Raw genomic sequence first — 20,173 nt, 5'->3', positions numbered from 1 at the left:
CCGATCCTGGCAATATCCTGCCAGGATCGGGGGCGGTCAGTTCGGTCGGCAGGATGGGGCTGAACGGGATCAGGGCAAGCGCGGCAGCAGTCGTCTCAGGAGTTCCCCCGATGCCGGTGTGACGGGGGTGGGAGCGCCGCCGACGGCGAGGCGTGGTCCCGGCACCCCGGGGTCTGTGGTCAGTACAGCTAGAGCAGGTCGCGGCGGCGGAAGGCGGCGAACGCGGACCCGGTGACCGCCCCGGTCAGCGCCAACAGCACCAGCAGCGCCGGCCCCCAGGTGATCACGTAGGTGCCGCCGTCGCAGACGCCGCTGCCCGGCGGACAACCCCGGTCGTCCCAGAACTCCAACCGACCGGACAACCACGCGCCCAGGTAGTTGGAGAGCATCAGCAGGTCCGCCCGGGCCACGTCGAGGATCTGCAGCACCAGCCGGGCGCCCAGCTCCCAGACCACGGCGTACGCGGCGACCGCGCCGAGCGCCGCCGAGGTGTGCCGGCCCAACGTGGCGATCCCGAAGCCGAGCACCGTCGTCAGCAGCACCAGCACCAGACCCCGCCCGTAGATGGCGCCGAGCTGCCCCCAGAACTCCCCGCCCAGCGGGCCCGACACACCGGCCGTCTGCCCGATCGTCCAGAAGGTGCCCAGGTAGAGCGCCGACGCCAGCACCGACAGCGCGGCCACCACCCCGACCAGGGTGCCCAGCTTCGTACCGAGCACGGTGAGCCGACCCGGCCGCCACAGCAGCAGGTTGACCACCCCGCCGGAGTTCAGGTCGGCCCCGATGTACGACGCGCCCACCAGGAAGCCGAACAGCACCAGGAACGCGATCAGGAAGTAGAGCAGCCCCCGCGCCTCCTGGGAGAAGACGAAGACCGAGGTGAGGTAGTCGGTGGCCAGCGGCAGCCGCTCCATCCGCGCCGGGTCCAGCTCCCCGCAGTCGGCCGGCACGTACCCGGCGTCCTCCATGATCGGGATCTCGCCCGCCCTGATCCGCAGGCAACGGGTGTGGTCCGCCTCCATCGCGGCCACCGCCTGCGCGGCCTGCGTCTGCGCGGCGTACATCTCCTGCGTCGTCGGCCGGTGCGAGCCGAGCAGGGTGGTCGCGGTGGTCACCGTGAAGGCCACCGCGAGCAGCAGGACCATCAGTTGGACGAAGCGTCGGGCGGCCAACCGCTCCACCTCGGCACGGACCAGGTTCACGCGTCCACCCTCCGACCTTCGGTCCGGTCAAGTTCGATCAGCGGCTCAGCGGCGGCACCGGTGTCGTCGGGCGGGGCGTCGTCCGGATCGGCACCGTCCGACTGCCGGGGTGGGGCCGCCCCGGCGGTGAGTTCGAGGAAGACGCTCTCCAGGTCCGGCCGGATCGGGGTCAGTTCGCGGACCCACAGGCCCTGGCCGCCGAGGGTGCTGCTGATCAGTTCCGACTCCGGTGCGCCCGCGACCACCAGCACGTCGTCGGGGTGGACGGTGACCGTCAGGCCGACTGTCCGCAGCAGCTCCGCGCCCCGCTCCGACTCGGCCACCCGGACCCGCCACTCGTGCGGGTCGTGCCCGGCCAGCACGTCGTCCACCCGGCCGGCGGCCACCCGACGACCCCGCGCGATGATCGTGACGTGGTCGCAGATCAGCTGGATCTCGGCCAGCAGGTGGCTCGACACCAGCACGGTCACCCCGGCCTCGGCGAGGGTGCGCATCAGCTCGCGCATCTCCCGCATACCGGCCGGGTCCAGCCCGTTCGCCGGCTCGTCCAGGATCAGCAGCTCCGGGTTCTTCAGCAACGCCGACGCGACGGCGAGACGCTGCTTCATGCCCAGCGAATAGCCCTTCACCCGGTCCTCGCCCCGGTCCCGCAGACCCACCTGGTCGAGCACCTCGTCCACCCGCGACGTCGGCACACCCCCGGCGACCGCCAGCAACCGCAACGTACGGTGCCCGGTGAAGTTGCCGAAGAACTGCGGGCTCTCCACGATCGCGCCGACCCGGCCGGCGACCCGACCCAGTTGCTCCGGGGCCGACGCGCCCAGAACCCGCAGCTCACCGGCGTCGGCGTTGACCAGCCCCAGCAGGGCGCGCAGCGTGGTGGTCTTGCCGGAGCCGTTGGGGCCGAGGAAGCCGTGCACCTGGCCCGCCTCGACGACCATGTCGAAACCGTCCACCGCCACCCGGCTGCCCCGGCGCAGGGTACGGAACGTCTTGCGCAGACCGGCTATCTCGATGACCGCGCTCATCCGCACCGCTCCTCGTCGCTCACGGGCATGGGCCGTCCTCCGGGTGTGGTGACCAACGACACGGTGCCCCACCCTATGGCCGGGCCACCGCCCGTGGGGGGCGGCCTCAGGCTGCGTGGTTGGATGGAGCGGTGACTGCTGACCCGTTCCCCGCCGCAGCCGCCCCCTCACCCGTGGACGCGGATGTGGTGGTCAGCCTGGACGGCGTCGCCGTCCGGCGATCCGGCACCGCCCTGCTGCACGACGTCGACTGGCAGGTCGAGCTGGACGAACGCTGGGTGGTGCTCGGCCCCAACGGCGCCGGCAAGACCACCCTGCTCAACCTCGCCTGCGGTCGGCTGCACCCGAGCGCGGGTGTGGCGCACGTGCTCGGCGAGCGGATCGGTCGGACCGACCTCACCGAGCTGCGGACCCGGATCGGGTTGACCACCGCCGCGGTGGCCGAGCGGATTCCCACCGAGGAACGGGTCAGCGACGTCGTGGTCACCGCCGCCTGGTCGGTGGTCGGCCGCTGGCGGGAGAACTACGACCCGGCCGACGAGGCCCGCGCCCGTGCCCTGCTCGGGCAGCTCGGCGTCGGGCACCTGGCGGACCGGACGTACGGCACCCTCTCCGAGGGTGAGCGCAAGCGGGTGCAGATCGCCCGCGCCCTGATGACCGATCCGGAGCTGCTGCTGCTCGACGAGCCGACCGCCGGGCTCGACCTGGGTGGGCGCGAGGACCTGGTCGGCCGGCTCGCCGAGCTGGCGTACGACCCGGACGCCCCGGCGATGGTGCTGGTCACCCACCACGTCGAGGAGATCCCGCCCGGCTTCACCCACGCGTTGCTGCTGCGTGACGGCGCGGTGGTCGCCCAGGGACTGCTCGCCGACACGCTGACCGGCGACAACCTCAGCAAGACCTTCGGTCTGCCCCTGCTGGTCGAACGCCACGGCCCCCGCTGGACCGCCCGCGCCGCCTAACCCCCCACCCCCCACCCCAACGTCGATCATGGAGTTGTGGTGGGAGAAACGCCCTCCCATGTCCCTTTTGCGGCCACCGTAAGTCCATGATCGACGGGATGGGTGGGCGGGGGTGGGGATTTAGACTCGTCGTGGTCGTGTCCGGCGGGGCGGTGGGGAGGGTGTGGTGTCGGTGGGAGGTGGGGTGCGGCAGAGCCGGATCGTCGTGGTGGGCAGCGCGAACATGGACGTGGTCGGGGCCGGTCCGAGGCTGCCCCGGCCCGGCGAGACCGTGCTCGGCGACGACTTCGTGATGGTGCCCGGTGGTAAGGGCGCCAACCAGGCCGTCGGCGCCGTCCGGGCCGGGGCCGCCTGCACCTTCCTCGGCGCGCTCGGCTCCGACTCGTTCGGGGTCACCCTGCGGGCCCGGATCACCGCCGCGCAGGTGGACACCAGCCATCTGCGGGTGGTGTACGGGGCGTCCGGGGTGGCGCTGGTCATGGTCAACGCCGCCGGGGAGAACGCCATCCTGGTCACCCCCGGCGCGAACGCCGCCTTCACCGCGCTCACCGACGCCGAGCTGGACGTCGTACGCGGGGCGGACGTGCTGGTCGCCCAGTTGGAGATCCCGGTCGAGACGGTGACCGAGGCGGCGGTGGCCGCCCGTGCCGCCGGTACCCGGGTGATCCTCAACGCCGCGCCGGCCCGGCAGGTGCCCGCCGAGCTGCTCGCCGCGGTGGACCTGCTGGTGGTCAACGAGACCGAGGCGCAGCTGCTCACCGGCCGGGGGCGCGAGGAGCCGGCGGCGCTGCTGGCCCTGGTGCCGAGGGCGGTGCTCACCCTCGGCGGCGAGGGCGCCTGGTACGTCGAGCGGGACGGCCGGGCCGTGCACGTGCCACCCGTCGCCGTGGACGTGGTCGACACGACCGCTGCCGGAGACGCGTTCACCGCCGCCCTGGCCGTGGCCTGGGGTGAGGGTCGCGAGGTGGTCGACGCGGTGCGCTGGGCGGCGGCGGCCGGTGCGGCCTGCGTCCGCCGGCTCGGCGCGTCCGTGGCCCTGCCCCGCCGTGCCGAGATCGACGCCCTGTACGCCCCGTGACGAGCGGGGCGGGATCGGCCGGCACGGGAACGTCGGCGTACCGACCGCCGGCCCGCGAGCCCGGTCCACCACCCGCCCCGACGGTCGCGTCCCGGCCCGCCCTGTCGCGGACGCCGCGATCGCCCCGACGGTCGCCTCCCGTCGCGTCCCGGCCCGCCCTGTCGCCGACGTGGCGATCGCCCCGGCCGCCGGACCGACCGGGCGGCCCGGCCCGGCGTCATCCTGCTGACCGGTGGCTCAGCCGGCCGGGTCGTCGCTGAGCCGTTCGCCCCGGCGGCGCAACATGCCGAGGCCGGGGATGCCGGCGACGGCGAGCTTCAGGTCGCGGGTCACGTCGAGCAGGTCGTGCAGGTCCGGGCCGACCCGGTCAAGGGTGGCCAGGATCGGCAGCACGTCCGAGGTCAGGTGCTCCTTGAGCTTGGGCAGCTCGTCGACCAGCCGGATCGCCGCGACCACCTCCTCGTGGCTTAGCTCGGCGACGAACCGGTTCGCCATCGGCGCACCCCGACGCAAGGCCGGCTCGTATGCGGTCAGCAGCTCCGACGCGACGGCGGCGGCGCCCTCCGCGGTGGCCACCGTGCCGGCGGCCCGACCCGCCACCGCCCCGGCCTCGGCGACCACGGTGCCGGCGGCCCGGGACACCTGTCCGGCCTCGGCCACCAGGCCGGCTGCCGCCCCGGAGACCCGTTCGGCCTCGGCGACCACCACGGCCGCCGCCCCGGAGACCCGTTCGGCCTCGGCGACCACCACGGCCGCCGCCCCGGCGACCTCGGTGGCCTGCACGATGGCCGTGGTGGCCGCCGTGCTGATCACCGCCACCTCACGCACCGCCGTCTCGGCGTCGGTGAGCACCCGGTCGGTCCGGTCCAGGGTCTCCTCGATCCGGTCCACCACCCCGTTGATCCGGGTCAGGAGCGCCTCCACCCCGTCGAGCACGGCGAAGGCACGGGCCGGCACGGCGGCGAACGAGGCGGCCGACCCGACCGCCTGGTCGAGGGCGGCACGGGTGAGGCCGACGACGGCGGTCGGTCGGGGCAGGGAGAGGGCCATGTCACCCAGTGTGCGTCGGCTCGGCCAGTGCTGCCCGTCGGCACGGTCGGGCCCGGGCCGGCCCGGGGACGGGAGCAGATCCGGACCAAGGGCGGGACCAGATCCGGACCAGGGGTGGGGCCACGTCCGGACCGGGGGTGGGATCCCAGCCAGGGCCAGGTCCGGACCAGGGGTGGGGCCAGGTCTGGACCGGGGGTGGGATCCCAGCCAGGGCCAGGTCCGGACCAGCGGCGGGGCCAGATCCGGACCAGGGGCCGAGACGGCGGGACCACGGTGGGACGGGAACGGGGGCGGGGCCAGGGGTGCGGTCAGGGCCGGGGCGCGGGTGTGGGCCGGCCGGAAAGCGGCCGTCGCGCCGGGCGGTAGGGTGCCGGCATGTCGGTCCGCCCCCGCGGCGTGACGCCGGCCGGTCGTGGTCTGGCGGGCCTCGCGATCCTCGCCGTGCTCGCCGTGTTCGCCGGCGGCTACGGGCTGTCCCGGGCGGACGCCGGGCTGACCACCCGGCAGGTGACCGTCGACGGGGTGCCGTTGACCGAGGTGCGGGCCGAAACACCGGGCGGGACGGAGGCCGGGCCGGCGCAGGGACGTCGGCCGGGGGTGGTGATCGCCCACGGTTTCGCCGGTTCGGCCCGGCTGATGCGTCCGTTCGCCGACACGCTCGCCCGGCAGGGGGTGGTCGCGTTGCTGGTCGACTTCGCCGGGCACGGCGGTAATCCGGCACCGCTGGTCGGGGCGGGGCGCGACGACGTCGACTCCCGTGCCGTCCTCGAACACGACCTGGCCGTCGCCGTCGCCCACCTGCGCGGCCGGCCCGGCGTCGACCCGGCGCGGATAGTGCTGCTCGGCGACTCGATGGGCGCGGGCGCGGTGACCCGGTACGCCGCCGGTCACCCCGACATCGCCCGGACCGTGGCGATCTCACTGCCCGACGGCAGCGAGCTGCCCGACGGCCGGCCGGAGGGGCTGCTGCTGATCGTCGGCGGTCTCGAATTCCCCGACTTCCGCGCCACCGCCGAGGCGACCGCCCGCCGGGGTGCCGGCCGACGACTGGTGGTGGTGCCGGGGACGGAACACGTCTCGGTGCTCTTCGCCGGCCGTACCCACGCGGAGGTCGCCGCCTGGGTCGGCGGTGGCGGCACCACGGCACCGCGGCCGGTCGCCCGGCTGGTCCCGGCTGGGCTGCTGTTGCTCGGGTTCGTGCTGGGCTTCGCCCCGTTGGCGGCGCTGCTGCTGGGCCCGCGGCGGGTGCCGCCGGCCGCCCGCCGCCGGCTCGGCCGACCGGTCACGGTCGCCCCGGTCGTGGTGGCGGTGGCGGCGTGCGCCATCGGCGTGGGCGTGCTGTCGGGTGCGGTGACGCCCACCGACCGGCTCCCCCTTGCGATGGGTGGTTACCTCACCGGTTTCCTGCTGGTCACCGGCGTCCTACTGGCCGCCGCACGCTGGTGGCCGCTGCACACGTGGCCCCCCGCCCCGGATGCGGCCACCGCTCCGGCTGCAACCCCGACCACCGTCCCGGCTCGGGCTGCAACCCCGGCCACCGTCCCGGCTCCGGCTGCAACCCAGGTCGGCGCGGCCACGTCGGTCCCCGCCGCCCCGGCTCCTGCCGGCGGGCCCGTCCCGGCCGCCGCGCCACCCGGGGGCCGCACGCCGGTGCGGTCCGTGGTCGCCGTTCTGCTGCTGACCGGGTACGCCGCGATCGCCGTCGCCGTGCCGATCCACCTGGGCCTCACCTGGGCCGTGCCGGTGGGCCCCCGGTGGTGGCTGCTGCCCGTGGTGGCGGTCGCCTGTCTGGTCTTCCTGGCCGGTGCCGAGCTGGTGACGGACGGCCGGAGCTGGCGGTACGCGGCGGTCGGCGCGTTGGTCGTGCCGGCGCTGACCGGGGCGGCCGTGGTGGGGCTGGCCCCCGGGTTCGTACTGCTGGTGGTGCCGCTGCTCGCGGTGCTCCTCGGCTGGCAGGCCGCCTGGGCGGCGGTGCTGCGGCGGGCCGGTGCGCCCCGGTGGTCACCGGCGGTGGTGGGCGCGGTCCTGTTGGCCTGGCCGGTCGCCACCGCGTTGCCCCTGAGTTGACCCGCAGCCGGCGCAGCGGGGGGTCACGGCCGGGCGCGGGCCACCCGCAGCGCCCACCAGATCAGCGGCGCCTGTAGGGGCACCCGCCCGTAGGCGACCGCCCGGCGCAGCGGGGGTTGCCGTCGCCAGTCCACCGCCATCTGCACGTTGGCCGGGAACACCGCGGTGAACAGCGCCGCTGCGGCCAGACCGCCCCGGCGTCGGGTGGCCGGGTGCGCCAGCGCCGCCGCCACCAGCAGCTCGACCACCCCACTGGCGTACGTCCAGCGGCGGGCGGGTCCGGGCAGTGCCCGGGGCACGATCCGGTCGTACGGGCGGGGCTTCGCGAAGTGGGTGACGCCGGCCAGGGCGAGCAGACCGGCCAGGGCGACGGCCTCGCCGCGACGGGTGCTCATCGGTGTTCCCCCTGCTGTTCGACCGCGCGTTGGACGGCGCGGTAGATCTGTCCGAACCGTAGCGCGTCGGGGGTGCGCAGCAGCATCACTTCCTGACCGAGGTGCTGCACCCACAGCTCGTTGACCCGGTTGCCGCGTTCGTAGGAGCGGTCCAGCCAGCCCAGCGGCAGCTCCAGGAAGGGCAGCAGGGCGAGCACCCCGACGGCGCAGGCGGCCAGCACGAGCAGGGCCGGCTTCCATTCGCCGCGGTCCTGTGCCGACCAGAGCAGTGAGACCACGCAGACCAGGGCGACCAAGGGGGGCAGCGAGAGCAGCAGCACCAGTACGCCGCGTCCGAGGATGCGGGACCGGACGGCCATCGTGGTGGCCCCCCGGGCGTGCCAGACGTACGCCACGTCGGCGATCCGGACGATCTGCCCGCCGGCCGTGATCGACTCGGAGGTCACCTGCACCGTGTCGTCCCGGTAATAGAGGGTCATCACTAACCCTAACCGTTCGCAGCCGGCCGGTGCCGGGCCGTGTTCGGTCGATCGGGCCTTCCTGAGGGCCGGCTGCCGGTCGGCCGGTGCTTCGCGGGCCCGGTGACCTGGTGGTCCGTACCCGGGACGACGGGTGGTGCGGACGGCTACGAACTGCGGCGGGGCCCGGGGCCCTCGCCGGTCGAGCCGGTCGCGTGCTGCCGCCCGGGGCCGGCCGTCGACCCGCCGTGGCGCTCCGTGCGCACCGGCGGCCCGGGGTCGTGGCCGGCCCGGGGTGGTGGCGCGGTGTTCTCCATCGCCCGCTGCACCGCCCGGTAGATCCGGCCGAAGCGCAGCGCGTCGCCGGTGCGCAGCAGCAGCACCGGCCGCCCATGCCAGCGGACCCACAGCTCACGCTGCCGGCTGCCCTGGTCGTAGGAGCGGTCCAGGCGGTCGAAGAGGAAGTCGGCGACCGGCCCGACGGCCAGCCCGACCAGCACCGACGCGCCGACGATGGCGAGCGTGACGGTGGGGGAGCGGTGTAGCCAGACCGCCACCGCGATGCCGATCACCGCAGCCACCAGCGGGCCGGCCAGGGCGGCGCCGATCGCCCCCCGTCCGGCGAGCACCCGCCAGGAGCGGTCGCCCCGGCGGTGCCAGACCAGGCCGATCTCGGCCAGCGGAAAGGCGCGACCGTCGACCCGGATGGCGGTGGAGGTGACCTGCACCGACCGGTCGTCGTAATACGTGATCATGGCGGGACTCCCGGGCGCGGGTGGCGAACACCAGACTACGTACCCCAACGATCCGGGTCGTAAGGTTGGCACGACTTCGACGAGGAAGTAGGGGTGGCGTGAGCGAGTTCGTGCGGTTGGAGACCAGGGACGGCATCGGCACCATCCGGCTGGAGCGGCCGCCGATGAACGCGCTCAACAAGCAGGTCCAGGAGGAGTTGCGGGCCGCCGCGACGGCCGCCTCCGCCGACCCGGGCGTCCGCGCCGTCATCGTGTACGGCGGGGAGAAGGTCTTCGCCGCCGGCGCCGACATCAAGGAGATGGCCGACATGTCCTACGTGGACATGGCGGAGCGGGCCGCCGACCTGTCCAGCGCCGTCGGCGCGCTCGCCCGGATCCCCAAGCCGGTGGTCGCCGCGATCACCGGCTACGCCCTCGGTGGCGGCTGTGAGCTGGCGCTGGCCTGTGACTGGCGGGTGGTGGCCGAGGACGCCAAGCTCGGCCAGCCGGAGATCAAACTCGGCGTCATCCCCGGTGCGGGCGGCACCCAGCGGCTGGCCCGGCTGGTCGGCCCGGCCCGCGCCAAGGATCTGATCATGTCGGGCCGGATGGTGGACGCGGCGGAGGCGCTGCGGATCGGGCTGGCGGACCGGGTCGCCCCGGCCGCCGAGGTCTACGACACCGCCGTCGCGCTGGTGCGGCCGTACCTGACCGGGCCGGTGCAGGCGTTGCGGGCGGCGAAGCTGGCGGTCGACGCCGGCCTGGACATGGACCTGACCTCCGGGCTGGCGTGGGAGAGCCAGCTCTTCGCCGCGCTCTTCGCCACCGACGACCGGCGCGAGGGGATGGCCGCGTTCGTCGAGAAGCGCAAGCCGGACTTCACCGGCCGCTGACCCGTCCCGCCCCGGGCCGCGCTCCTGCTGGTCCGGGGCGGACTCCCGGCGCGATGGTGGCGGTGCCGCCGACGCCGTGCCGGGAGGTGTTCACATCCCGCCTACCGGCCAGTAGCGTGTGACTCCGGTCAGCGGACGAGGGAGCGGCGATGACGGAACGGGTCGAGGGCCACGGCGGAGCGCTGGCGTTGGCGGCACTGCGGGCGCACGGCGTACGGGAGATGTTCACCCTCTCCGGCGGGCACGTCTTCCCGCTCTACGACGCCGCGCACACCACCGGCTTCCCGATCTACGACGTCCGGCACGAGCAGTCCGCCGTCTTCGCCGCCGAGGCGGTGGCCAAGCTTCAGCGCCGCCCCGGCCTCGCCGTACTCACCGCCGGCCCCGGCGTCACCAACGGCATCTCGGGCCTGACCAGCGCCTTCTTCAACGCCTCACCGGTGCTGGTGCTGGGCGGCCGGGCCCCGCAGTTCCGCTGGGGTTCCGGCAGCCTCCAGGAGATGGACCACCTGCCGCTGGTCGCCCCCGTCACCAAGCACGCCGAGACGGTGTTCACCGCCGACGACATCCCCCGCGCGGTCTCCGCCGCGTTGACCACCGCGCTCACCCCGCACCGGGGCCCGGTCTTCCTCGACTTCCCGCTGGAGGCGATCTTCTCCGTCGGCGACACCGAACTGGCCGCCCCGACCGCCGTCGCCCCGGTCGAACCCGACCCGGACGAGGTGACGAAGGCGGCCCGGTTGATCGCCGCCGCCGACCGTCCGGTGATCATCGCCGGTTCCGACGTGTACGCCGGGGACGCCGTCGCCGCGCTCCGCGAGGCCGCCGAGGCGTTGCAGGTGCCGGTCTTCACCAACGGCATGGGCCGCGGCGCGCTCCCGCCGCAGCACCCGCTCGCCTTCGCCAAGGCCCGCCGGGTCGCCCTCGGCGACGCGGACGTGGTGGTCGTCGTCGGCACCCCGCTGGACTTCCGGCTCAGTTTCGGCGACTTCGGCGACGCGGCGGTGGTGCACGTCGTCGACGCCCCCACCCAGCGGGCCGGGCACGTCCAGCCCGCCGCCAGCCCCGCCGGTGACCTGCGGCTGATCCTGTCCGCCTTCGCCGACCACACCGGCGACCGGGCCGACCACGCCGACTGGATCGCCCGGCTGCGCACCGCCGAGGACGCGGCACGGGCCCGTGACGCCGCCGAGATGGCCGCCGACACCGACCCGATCCGCCCGGCCCGGGTCTACGGCGAGCTGCGCCGGGCCCTCGCCCCGGACGCGATCACCATCGGCGACGGCGGCGACTTCGTCTCGTACGCCGGGCGCTACCTGGAGCCGTCGCAGCCCGGCACCTGGCTCGACCCCGGCCCGTACGGCTGCCTGGGCACCGGGATGGGCTACGCGATGGGGGCCCGGGTCAGCCACCCCGACCGGCAGGTCTGCGTGCTGATGGGCGACGGCGCGGCCGGTTTCTCGCTGATGGACGTCGAGTCGCTGGTCCGGCAGCGGCTGCCGGTGGTGATCGTGGTCGGCAACAACGGCATCTGGGGGCTGGAGAAGCACCCGATGCGGGCCATGTACGGCTACGACGTCGCCGCCGACCTGCAGCCCGAGCTGCGCTACGACAAGGTGGTCGAGGCGCTCGGCGGGGCCGGGGAGACGGTGGCGAAGGCCGCCGACCTCGGCCCGGCGCTGGGGCGGGCGTTCGACGCCGGGGTGCCGTACCTGGTCAACGTGCTCACCGACCCGGCCGACGCGTACCCGCGCTCGTCCAACCTGGCCTGACCACCCGGCGCGCGACCGTCGTCGGACCCGGCGGCGGTCGCGTTCTGCCGAGCGGATAAATCGGCGGAATGTCAGCGGCGACACACGTAACGTCAGACCCCTCGCTCATCGTTGGACGATCCAGCGATAACGACGGGAGTTCTGATGACATTCGCCATCCGCGCCGAGGGGCTGGTGCGCCGGTTCGGTGCCACCACCGCCCTGGCCGGGGTCGACCTTGAGGTGCCCACCGGGACGGTCTTCGGGCTGCTCGGCCCCAACGGCGCCGGCAAGACCACCGCGGTACGGGTGCTCGCCACCCTGCTCACCGCCGACGCGGGCCACGCCACGGTCGGCGGGTACGACGTCCGCCGCGACGCCCACCAGGTCCGCCAGCTGATCGGCCTCACCGGCCAGTACGCCTCGGTCGACGAGAACCTGACCGGCACCGAGAACATGCTGCTCATCGGCCGGCTGCTGGGCCTGTCCCGGCGCGACGCCCGGGACCGGGCCGCCGAGCTGCTGGCCGGGTTCCAGCTCACCGACGCCGCCGGCCGGGCCGCGAAGACCTACTCCGGCGGGATGCGCCGGCGGCTCGACCTGGCGGCCAGCCTGGTCGGTCGGCCGCAGGTGCTCTTCCTCGACGAGCCGACCACCGGTCTCGACCCGCGCAGCCGCAACGACCTGTGGGACATCGTCCGGGGCCTGGTCGCCGAGGGGGTGACCGTGCTGCTGACCACGCAGTACCTGGAGGAGGCCGACCAGTTGGCCGACGAGATCGCCGTGGTCGACCACGGTCGGGTGATCGCCCAGGGCACCCCGGAGGAGCTGAAGGCCAAGACCGGCGGCCAGGTGCTGACGGTCCGGCCGGTCGAGGCCACCGACCTGGCCACCGTGCTCGCCGTCGTCGGCGAGGTGACCGGGGTCGACCCGGAGGTCGTCCAGACCACGGTCAGCGCGCCGGTCAACGGTCCGGGCGCGCTGCCCGCCGTGGTGCGCCGGCTCGACGACGCCGAGGTGCAGGTCGCCGAGCTGGCCCTGCGCGGGTCCAGCCTCGACGAGGTGTTCCTCTCCCTCACCGGCCACCGCGCCGAGGACACCGCCGACACCGCCGACCTCGCCGACACCGCTGACGCCCTGGAAGGGAGCCCGGCATGACCGCCGTGACCGTCGCCGCTCCGTCGGCCCGACCCGTACCGGCCCGCCGGCTCAGCCCGGCCGCCGGTCTGCGGCACACCGGCACGCTGGCCTGGCGCAGCCTGGTGCAGATCAAACACAACCCGATGGAGCTGCTCGACCTGAGCATCCAACCGGTGATGTTCGTGTTGCTCTTCACCTACGTCTTCGGTGGGGCGATCTCGGGCAGCCCGGGGGAATACCTCACCTTCGCGCTGCCCGGCATCATCGTGCAGAACGCCTTCTTCGCCACCATGACCACCGGTTTCGGGCTGAACCAGGATCTCACCAAGGGCGTCTTCGACCGGCTGCGGTCGTTGCCGGTGGCCCGGTGGTCCCCGCTCGCCGGCCGGATCGTCGCCGACACGGTCAAGCAGGCGTGGTCGTTGTCGCTGCTGCTCGGCGTCGGGATGATCCTCGGCTTCCGGCTCGGCAACGGCCTGCTCGGCCTGCTCGCCGCGTTCGCTCTGCTGCTGGTCTTCTCGCTGGCCGCCGCCTGGATGTCGGTGCTGGTCGGGGTGCTGGTCAGTGAGCCGGACAAGGTGCAGATCTTCGGCTTCACGGTGATCTTCCCGCTGAGCTTCACCAGCAACGCCTTCGTGCCGACCGAGACGATGCCGTCCTGGCTTCAGCACTGGGTCGAGGTGAACCCGGTGACCATCCTGGCGAACGCGCTGCGCGGCCTGCTGGTCGGCGGGCCGGTCGCCGGGCCGGTGCTCCAGTCGCTGCTCTGGGCGGTCGTCATCGCCGCCGTCTTCGCCCCGCTCGCGGTCAGGGGTCTACGCCGTCGGTTGTGACCGGGGTGGCGACGTTGGGGGTCACCCGGTGTGTTCGGGTGACCCCGGCGGGGTCAGATCTCGGGCCGGTCGCCCTCGCGGGGTCGTTCGCCGTCGTGCGGTGCGGCGTCCTGTCGGGTCGGCGGGTGGTCGGCGGGCGGGGTGTCCTCCCGTGGCGGCGCACCGTCGCGGGGGCGCTTCCCGTCGTGCCGGCGCAGGTCGTCCTCCCGGCGGCGGAGGTCCTCCTCCCAACGCTGGAAGAGGGCGTTGTCGTCCCGGCGGGCACGTTCGTCGATCGACTTCAGGAACTCGGGGTCGTCGTCAGGCGCGACGGGTCGTCGGGAGCCGGTGCCGGACGGCCATCCGCCGCGTCGGTCACCCGTGGGGGCGGGTCGACCGGCGAGGAACCAGGCGATCGAGCCGACCAACGGGAAGACCAGGATGACCAGGACCCAGGCGAACCGGGGCAGCCCCCGGATCCCCTCGTCCTCCGCGGAGAGGCAACTGATCAGCGCACCGGCGGCGAGCACCACCTGGAGCAGGAACAACACCACATAGAGCCGGGCCATGCCCCCATCATGGCGCAGCCGTGCGCGTCACCACACCCCACGCAGCACCAGCGCCACGCACAGCAGTGCCAGACCGGTCGTGCCGAGGGCCATCAGCGGTACGGCGTGGGTGTCGATCCGGGCCTGCCGGCGGCCGGTGGCCCGCCCCCAGCCCACCACCAGCGTCGCCCACCAGGTCGCCACGGTGACCCCGGCCAGCAGGGCACCGGCGGTGTCGCCGGTCAGCGCCAACCGGACCGCCAGCACGGTCACCACCGTGTACGCCAGCCCCATGCGCCGCCAGGCCAGCCGGGTGCGCTCCGGTTGCAGGCCGGGATCGCGGGTGCCGTCCCCGCCCGCCGGCACCCCGGTCACCCGCTCACCCCGCGCGCCAGGACCGCCACCACCAGCAGCAGCGCGCCCACCGCCACGATCAGGGCGAGGACGGCCGGGAAGCGGGAGGCCGGCAGGCGTTCGCCGAGCCGGATGGCCCGTTCGGTGCGGGACCAGTGGTCCACCGCCCGGACGGCGACGGTCGCGCCGAGCAGCAGCAGCGCCACGGCGATCGCCTCCCGCAGGTGGCGCAGTGGCAGCGGCGGGAGGAACTGGGCGGCGGCCAGCCCGCCCGCGATCAGCGCCAGCCCGGTGCGCAGCCAGGCCAGGAAGGTCCGTTCGTTGGCCAGCGAGAAGCGGTAGTCGGGGGTGCTGCCCACGGAGTTGAGGTCCGACGGGTCGAACCACCGTCTGATCGCCTGCCACACGACGCCGATTATCCGCTTTACCGTCGACATAGCCTGGAGCGATGACCGATCTTGATGCCTCCACCCTGCGCGACACCTACGACCGGCAGCTCCGGCCGGAGATCCCCGACCCGGTCCCGGCCGGCGTGACCGTCGAACACGACGGCCCGCTGGTGCGCGTCCTGGGTCTGGACCATGGCGGTTTCCTCACCTACCGCACCCTGGACGGGCTGGTCGGGGAGGACCTGGATGCGCTGATCGCCCGGCAGGTCGAGCTGTTCCGGCAGCGCGGCGAGTCGGTGGAGTGGAAGCACAACACCCACGACGAGCCCGCCGACCTGCCGGACCGGCTGCGCGCCGCCGGCTTCGTGCCGGAGGACCGGGAGACCGTGCTGATCGGGCCGGTCGCGCCGCTGGCGGGTGCCGTGCCGGTGCTCCCCGAGGGGGTACGGCTGCGCGAGGTCACCGGTCTGGTCGACCTGGAGCGGATCGCCGCGATGGAGGAGGAGGTCTGGCGCAGCGACCGTTCCCACCTGGTCACCGGGCTGGCCCGGGAGATCGAGGCGGACCCGCAGTCGATCACGGTGGTGGTGGCCGAGGCGGGGGAGACGGTGGTCAGCGCCGGTTGGGTGCGCTACCTCAACGGCACCGGCTTCGCCAGCCTGTGGGGCGGTTCGACGCTCGAACAGTGGCGGCGGCGGGGCATCTACCGGGCGCTGGTGGCCTACCGGGCCCGGCTGGCCGACCAGCGGGGCAAGACGTTGTTGCAGGTGGACGCCTCGGAGGACAGCCGGCCGATCCTGGAGCGACTCGGCTTCGTACCGGTCACCACGACCACCCCCTACGTCTACACTCCGTGATGATGGAGCAGCGGCTGACGGACGACGAGCAGCAGGTTCTCAAGACGGGCGCCTTCGGGGCGGTCTTCCTGGTGTCGAACGCCGATCCGGGCGTGTTCGCGATGATCCGGGAGAGCTTCGCCGCGTCCGGGGCGTTCGCCGGGGCCAGTGGCCTGGTGAAGGAGGCGCTGACCGCGGGCGGGCTGCCCCGGCTGCCCCGGGACTCGGCGCTGGAGATCGAGTCGGTGGTGCTGCCGGCGTTGGGGCGTGCGGTGGACATCCTGCGGGAGAAGTCGCCGGCCGACCTGTCGGCGTACCGCGAGCTGGTGGTGACGGCGGCGGAGCAGGTGGCCAGTGCGCACCGGGGGGTGACGCCGGCCGAGGCGGACGCCATCGAGCGGATCAGGACCGCCCTGGCCGGGCCCGTCGAGCCGGCCTGATCGGGTCGCGTGTGCCCGGTTGCGCCGGGCTGGCCCGGGGCCGGGTCGGCGGCCCTGATCGACCCCGAGGTCGCCGGTCCGGGGTGGTCGGTCGTGCTGGTGCCGACCGGTTCCTGCGGTTCACCGCTGTCGACGTCCGCCGCCGCCCCGACGAGGTCGTGGCCCAACTCTCGGTGGGTGGTCAGGTTCGAGGGGTGGGCTGTCGGCTCTGCGTCAGGGTGCGCCTGTCGCGGTGAGCTGTGTCACCGCGGGTGACCCGGAGGGTTAACCTACTGGCAGGTAACATTGCGTTCGTGGGCAACTGCACAGCAGCCCGCGGTTGACCGGGTGTCAACGACGCGCAAAGCTCCGCCCTTAACCGGGCGAGCAGATCGCACACCACCAACAGGAGGGTTGTCGAATCGCGATGAACATCGTCGTACTCGTCAAGCAGGTGCCTGATTCGGGCGCGGACCGCAACCTGCGTGCTGACGACAACACCGTCGACCGCGGTTCGGCGAACAACGTCATCAACGAGATGGACGAGTACGCCATCGAGGAGGCGCTGAAGATCAAGGAGGCGCACGGTGGCGAGGTCACCATCCTGACCATGGGGCCCGACCGGGCCACCGAATCGATCCGCAAGGCGCTCTCCATGGGCCCCGACGCCGCCGTGCACGTCCTCGACGACGCCCTGCACGGGTCCTGCGCGGTGGCCACCTCGAAGGTGCTCGCCGCCGCCCTCGGGCAGCTGGGCGCCGACCTGGTGATCTGCGGCGCCGAGTCGACCGACGGCCGGGTCCAGGTCATGCCGCACATGCTCGCCGAGCGGTTGGGGGTCGCCGCGCTGACCGGTGCCCGCAAGCTCACCGTCGACGGCGGCACGCTGACCGTGGAGCGGCAGACCGAGGAGGGCTACGAGGTGGTCACCGCCTCGACCCCGGCCGTGGTCTCCGTCTGGGACACCATCAACGAGCCGCGCTACCCCTCCTTCAAGGGCATCATGGCCGCCAAGAAGAAGCCGGTGAAGACGCTGTCCCTGGCCGACCTGGGCGTCGCGCCGACCGAGGTGGGTTTCGAGGGCGCGACCAGCGCCGTCGTCGAGCACACCAGGCGTCCGCCGCGCTCCGGCGGCGCCAAGATCACCGACGAGGGCGAGGGCGGCGTCAAGCTGGTCGAGTTCCTCGCCACCGAGAAGTTCGTCTGAGGGGTCTGAACATGGCTGAGGTACTCGTCGTCGTCGAAGCCACCAGGGAGTTCGGCGTCAAGAAGGTCACCCTGGAAATGCTGACCCTCGCCCGCGGGCTGGGCACCCCGAGCGCCGTGGTGCTCGGCGGCGCCGGTGCCGCCGACGCGCTGAGCGCCAAGCTCGGCGAGTACGGCGCGGAGAAGATCTACGCCGCCGAGAGCGAGGAGATCGACGGTCACCTGGTCGCCCCCAAGGCGACCGTGCTGGCCGAACTGGTCAACCGGGTGCAGCCGGCCGCCGTCCTGCTGGCCTCGGCCCAGGAGGGCAAGGAGATCGCCGCCCGGCTGGCCGTCAAGCTGGACAACGGCATTCTGACCGACGTGGTCGGCCTCGACGCCGACGGCACCGCCACCCAGGTCGCCTTCGCCGGCTCCACCATCGTCAAGTCCAAGGTCACCAAGGGCCTGCCGCTGGTCACCGTACGGCCGAACTCGGTCACCCCGACGCCGGCGGCGGCCACCCCGGCCGTCGAGCAGCTCACCGTCGCGGTCACCGACACCGACAAGCTGGCGAAGGTCGTCGAGCGGGTCGCCGAGCAGAAGGGCTCCCGCCCCGAGCTGACCGAGGCCGGCATCGTCGTCTCCGGCGGTCGCGGCGTCGGCAACGCCGACAACTTCAAGCTGGTCGAGGAGCTGGCCGACCTGCTCGGCGGTGCCGTCGGGGCGTCCCGCGCGGCGGTCGACTCCGGTTACTACCCGCACCAGTTCCAGGTCGGGCAGACCGGCAAGACCGTCTCCCCGCAGCTCTACGTCGCGCTGGGCATCTCCGGTGCGATCCAGCACCGGGCCGGCATGCAGACCTCGAAGACGATCGTCGCCGTGAACAAGGACGGCGAGGCCCCGATCTTCGAGCTGGCCGACTACGGCGTGGTGGGCGACCTGTTCAAGATCGTGCCGCAGGCCGCCGAGGAGATCCGCAAGCGTAAGTGACCCGACCCGGGTCCGCACTGGAGCCGCCGTCCGGTCCGCCCGGGCGGCGGCTCCGTCGTGGTGCCGGGTCTGGCGTGGTGCCCGGTCCCGGCGTGGTGACGGGCGGGCGGCGGCGCTGCCCGGCGATCCGGCCGGCGCCGAATTGCGCAACGACCCGGAAGACGGGGGCACGACCCCGGTTCCGGCCGTGGTGAGGGGAGCTGATCGGCGGGCCGGGGAGCTGAACCGGCCCACCGATCAGCCCGTCAGGGTGCCCCTCAGCAGGCTGTCGCCGGAGTGGGCGGGCTTGTTGTCGTACTGCTCGGCGGAGACGTCGACCACCGAGTACGCCTGGAGATCCACATTCGGGGGCAGGGGCAGCAGCGCATCACCCGAGCTGCCCCGCAGCACACCCACCGAGAACATCTCCATGCTCGTCGGATTGATCAGCCAGACCTCGTAGTACCCCGCAACGTCCGGGAGATTCGCGACGTGCAGATGCAGTCGGCCGTCGGCGAAGACCCGGGCGTCACCGTTGGCGTCCTTCGGCGTGCTGCCGTACGCGGCCAGTGGTGCGCTGGCCAGCACCTCCTGCCGGGGTGTGGAGTCCCGGTCACCGAGGACGGCGACGGTGCCGAGCACCGCGATCGCCGCGGCGGCGGTCGCCGAGACGACCGTGGTCGCCCAGCGGGGCCACCGCCGGGACCGGCCCGCCGGTCGTGCGGCGGCCCGCCCGCTGCCCGGGGACGACTGCCGCCGCCGGGAACCCGGCCGGTCGCCGGTCACCGCCGACAGCTGCCGGTACGCCGGGTCGACGTCGTCACCGGTCGCCGGCTGTGCCGGCACGGGACGTACCCCCGTCGGGTCGGGCCCGAGATCCTGACGGTGGGCCTGCGCCGACGACGGCGCCTGCGCCACGGCGTCGAGTTCGGCCAGGATGCCCGCCCAGAGGTGGGCCGGCGGGTCGGGCAGGTCGTGCAGGCCCTGGGTCTGCGCGCCCAGCCCGGCGACGTGCCGGAGGGTGTCCAGCTCGCCCCGGCAGGTCACGCAGCCGCCGAGGTGGTCGGTCTCACCGTGGTCCGCCTCGCTCTCACCGAGCGCCAGAAAGACCAGCCGGTCGTGGTCCAGGTGCTGCACCGTCCACCTCCCATCTGCGTTTCAAGCTCGCCATGCCCCGTCTGATGTGGCTCTTGACCGTGCCCAACGGCACTCCGGTCACCGTCGCGATCTGCTGGTGGGTCAGGTCGTCGTAGAAGGCCAGCTCCAACATCCGCCGTTGGTCGTCCGGGAGCCGGGCCAGCTCGTCGGCGACCACCAGCCGGTCGACCACTGTGTCCGGGTCCCCGCCGGTGGCGACCGGCTCGGGCAGCTGCCGGACCGTCTCCACCACCCGCATCTCCCGGGCCGAGGCGCGCAGCCGGTCGATCACCTTGCGCCGGCCGATGCCGAGCAGCCAACCGATCAGTGAACCCTTGGCCGGGTCGAAGGTGTCCCGCCCCAACCAGGCGGCGACGAACGTCGCCTGGGTCACGTCCTCCGCGTCGCTGCGGTTGGCCAGCGTGCTGGTGGCCAGGTGGTGCACGGCCCGGCCGTACCGGTCGTACGCCTCCCGCAGCGCGCTCTCGTCGCCCGCCCGGAAGCGCGCGGCCAACTCGTCGGGGGGTGGGGGTTCGGGTTCCTGGCCTGCTGTTCCCACCGCTGTCACCGGGCGGGTCGCCTTCCCTGGGGCATGCCCGACTGTAACGCCCACAGCCTCCGCCCCACTCTCCCGGTCCGTGTTCGCCTCCACTCGTCTCACCTGCTCTTCGTCGCCGGGGGCGGCCCCGGATGCACCCCGGACGAAGAAAAAGAAAGTGGTGTCCGGCTGCATCCGGCGGTGCGACGGGTGGCGTAACCCGTT

General features: G+C 73.7%; 21 protein-coding genes and 1 pseudogene. 11 read left to right on the top strand and 11 right to left on the bottom strand.

The features are described 5' to 3' along the window. Positions 1 to 188: 188 nt before the first annotated feature. Together AB0C22_RS11095 and AB0C22_RS11090 are read right to left on the bottom strand one after the other, a co-directional pair. Positions 189 to 1,202: an ABC transporter permease gene (locus AB0C22_RS11095; protein WP_357534697.1), complete on the bottom strand. Its 1,014-nt coding sequence runs from the start codon at positions 1,200 to 1,202 to the stop codon at positions 189 to 191. Further along, complete coding sequence (locus tag AB0C22_RS11090) at positions 1,199 to 2,230, bottom strand: ATP-binding cassette domain-containing protein (protein WP_219467976.1); 1,032 nt, start codon at positions 2,228 to 2,230, stop codon at positions 1,199 to 1,201. Before AB0C22_RS11090 ends, AB0C22_RS11095 begins: the two co-directional genes overlap by 4 nt. Positions 2,231 to 2,361: 131 nt before the next feature. Here AB0C22_RS11090 and AB0C22_RS11085 point away from each other — a divergent pair, with 131 nt between their 5' ends. Both AB0C22_RS11085 and AB0C22_RS11080 read left to right on the top strand, forming a co-directional pair. After that, a complete protein-coding gene (locus AB0C22_RS11085; protein WP_308291041.1) occupies positions 2,362 to 3,192 on the top strand; it encodes an ABC transporter ATP-binding protein in 831 nt (276 codons plus the stop codon). Positions 3,193 to 3,376: 184 nt separating this feature from the next. After that, positions 3,377 to 4,270 carry a ribokinase gene (locus AB0C22_RS11080; RefSeq protein ID WP_219470737.1) on the top strand — a complete coding sequence of 298 codons (894 nt, stop codon included), beginning with the start codon at positions 3,377 to 3,379 and terminating at the stop codon, positions 4,268 to 4,270. A gap of 237 nt (positions 4,271 to 4,507) precedes the next feature. Here the strand turns inward: AB0C22_RS11080 and AB0C22_RS11075 are convergent, their stop codons facing one another. Further along, the gene (locus tag AB0C22_RS11075) at positions 4,508 to 5,320 is read right to left on the bottom strand and encodes a hypothetical protein (protein ID WP_219467980.1); all 813 of its coding nucleotides are present in this window, start codon (positions 5,318 to 5,320) and stop codon (positions 4,508 to 4,510) included. A 375-nt stretch (positions 5,321 to 5,695) separates the two neighbouring features. Between AB0C22_RS11075 and AB0C22_RS11070 the strand changes: the two genes are divergently transcribed. Next, positions 5,696 to 7,387 carry an alpha/beta fold hydrolase gene (locus AB0C22_RS11070; protein ID WP_357534694.1) on the top strand — a complete coding sequence of 564 codons (1,692 nt, stop codon included), beginning with the start codon at positions 5,696 to 5,698 and terminating at the stop codon, positions 7,385 to 7,387. A gap of 23 nt (positions 7,388 to 7,410) precedes the next feature. Here the strand turns inward: AB0C22_RS11070 and AB0C22_RS11065 are convergent, their stop codons facing one another. The 3 genes from AB0C22_RS11065 to AB0C22_RS11055 form a co-directional block, all read right to left on the bottom strand. Further along, entirely contained in the window at positions 7,411 to 7,782 is a 372-nt protein-coding gene (locus tag AB0C22_RS11065) for a hypothetical protein (protein WP_208567329.1), read from the bottom strand. Beyond that, positions 7,779 to 8,261 (bottom strand): DUF6232 family protein, encoded by a 483-nt coding sequence (locus AB0C22_RS11060; protein ID WP_208567328.1) that lies wholly within the window; start codon positions 8,259 to 8,261, stop codon positions 7,779 to 7,781. The genes AB0C22_RS11065 and AB0C22_RS11060 overlap by 4 nt, the downstream gene beginning before the upstream one ends. 146 nt (positions 8,262 to 8,407) lie before the next feature. Next, positions 8,408 to 8,995 carry a DUF6232 family protein gene (locus AB0C22_RS11055; protein ID WP_219467985.1) on the bottom strand — a complete coding sequence of 196 codons (588 nt, stop codon included), beginning with the start codon at positions 8,993 to 8,995 and terminating at the stop codon, positions 8,408 to 8,410. 98 nt (positions 8,996 to 9,093) lie between these two features. On the opposite strand from AB0C22_RS11055, the gene AB0C22_RS11050 reads away from it, so the two are divergent. The 4 genes from AB0C22_RS11050 (at position 9,094) to AB0C22_RS11035 (ending at position 13,591) form a co-directional block, all read left to right on the top strand. Then, positions 9,094 to 9,867: an enoyl-CoA hydratase-related protein gene (locus tag AB0C22_RS11050; protein WP_219467988.1), complete on the top strand. Its 774-nt coding sequence runs from the start codon at positions 9,094 to 9,096 to the stop codon at positions 9,865 to 9,867. 149 nt (positions 9,868 to 10,016) lie between these two features. After that, positions 10,017 to 11,639, top strand: coding sequence for an acetolactate synthase (locus AB0C22_RS11045; RefSeq protein ID WP_208567325.1), 1,623 nt, complete (start codon positions 10,017 to 10,019; stop codon positions 11,637 to 11,639). Between the two features lie 144 nt (positions 11,640 to 11,783). After that, a complete protein-coding gene (locus AB0C22_RS11040) occupies positions 11,784 to 12,776 on the top strand; it encodes an ATP-binding cassette domain-containing protein (protein WP_357534691.1) in 993 nt (330 codons plus the stop codon). Next, on the top strand, positions 12,773 to 13,591 hold the full coding sequence (locus AB0C22_RS11035; RefSeq protein ID WP_208567323.1) for an ABC transporter permease: 819 nt from the start codon (positions 12,773 to 12,775) through the stop codon (positions 13,589 to 13,591). The genes AB0C22_RS11040 and AB0C22_RS11035 overlap by 4 nt, the downstream gene beginning before the upstream one ends. 158 nt (positions 13,592 to 13,749) lie before the next feature. On the opposite strand, the pseudogene AB0C22_RS11030 reads toward AB0C22_RS11035, so the two are convergent. From AB0C22_RS11030 to AB0C22_RS11020, 3 genes and pseudogenes are all read right to left on the bottom strand, one after another. Then, a pseudogene (locus AB0C22_RS11030) lies at positions 13,750 to 14,139 on the bottom strand (PLD nuclease N-terminal domain-containing protein); the annotation flags it as partial. A gap of 27 nt (positions 14,140 to 14,166) precedes the next feature. Next, on the bottom strand, positions 14,167 to 14,493 hold the full coding sequence (locus AB0C22_RS11025; protein ID WP_307799210.1) for a DUF202 domain-containing protein: 327 nt from the start codon (positions 14,491 to 14,493) through the stop codon (positions 14,167 to 14,169). Continuing rightward, positions 14,490 to 14,879 carry a DUF202 domain-containing protein gene (locus AB0C22_RS11020; RefSeq protein WP_208567321.1) on the bottom strand — a complete coding sequence of 130 codons (390 nt, stop codon included), beginning with the start codon at positions 14,877 to 14,879 and terminating at the stop codon, positions 14,490 to 14,492. The genes AB0C22_RS11025 and AB0C22_RS11020 overlap by 4 nt, the downstream gene beginning before the upstream one ends. A gap of 41 nt (positions 14,880 to 14,920) precedes the next feature. Here AB0C22_RS11020 and AB0C22_RS11015 point away from each other — a divergent pair, with 41 nt between their 5' ends. The 4 genes from AB0C22_RS11015 (at position 14,921) to AB0C22_RS11000 (ending at position 18,294) form a co-directional block, all read left to right on the top strand. After that, positions 14,921 to 15,718 carry a GNAT family N-acetyltransferase gene (locus AB0C22_RS11015; RefSeq protein WP_219467998.1) on the top strand — a complete coding sequence of 266 codons (798 nt, stop codon included), beginning with the start codon at positions 14,921 to 14,923 and terminating at the stop codon, positions 15,716 to 15,718. Positions 15,719 to 15,720: 2 nt separating this feature from the next. Then, complete coding sequence (locus tag AB0C22_RS11010; protein ID WP_219468001.1) at positions 15,721 to 16,137, top strand: hypothetical protein; 417 nt, start codon at positions 15,721 to 15,723, stop codon at positions 16,135 to 16,137. Positions 16,138 to 16,543: 406 nt separating this feature from the next. Continuing rightward, positions 16,544 to 17,323, top strand: coding sequence for an electron transfer flavoprotein subunit beta/FixA family protein (locus AB0C22_RS11005; RefSeq protein WP_208567318.1), 780 nt, complete (start codon positions 16,544 to 16,546; stop codon positions 17,321 to 17,323). 11 nt (positions 17,324 to 17,334) lie between these two features. Continuing rightward, on the top strand, positions 17,335 to 18,294 hold the full coding sequence (locus tag AB0C22_RS11000) for an electron transfer flavoprotein subunit alpha/FixB family protein (RefSeq protein ID WP_208567317.1): 960 nt from the start codon (positions 17,335 to 17,337) through the stop codon (positions 18,292 to 18,294). Positions 18,295 to 18,531: 237 nt separating this feature from the next. On the opposite strand, the gene AB0C22_RS10995 is transcribed toward AB0C22_RS11000, so the two are convergent. Continuing rightward, the gene (locus AB0C22_RS10995; RefSeq protein ID WP_219468004.1) at positions 18,532 to 19,410 is read right to left on the bottom strand and encodes an anti-sigma factor; all 879 of its coding nucleotides are present in this window, start codon (positions 19,408 to 19,410) and stop codon (positions 18,532 to 18,534) included. After that, positions 19,364 to 19,969, bottom strand: coding sequence for a sigma-70 family RNA polymerase sigma factor (locus tag AB0C22_RS10990; RefSeq protein ID WP_208567315.1), 606 nt, complete (start codon positions 19,967 to 19,969; stop codon positions 19,364 to 19,366). Before AB0C22_RS10990 ends, AB0C22_RS10995 begins: the two co-directional genes overlap by 47 nt. Between the last annotated feature and the right edge of the window lie 204 nt (positions 19,970 to 20,173).

This window comes from Micromonospora sp. NPDC048894 (genome assembly GCF_040649765.1).
GTDB lineage: Bacteria > Actinomycetota > Actinomycetes > Mycobacteriales > Micromonosporaceae > Micromonospora > Micromonospora antibiotica.
This window is presented reverse-complemented; position numbering and strand designations above follow the sequence as displayed.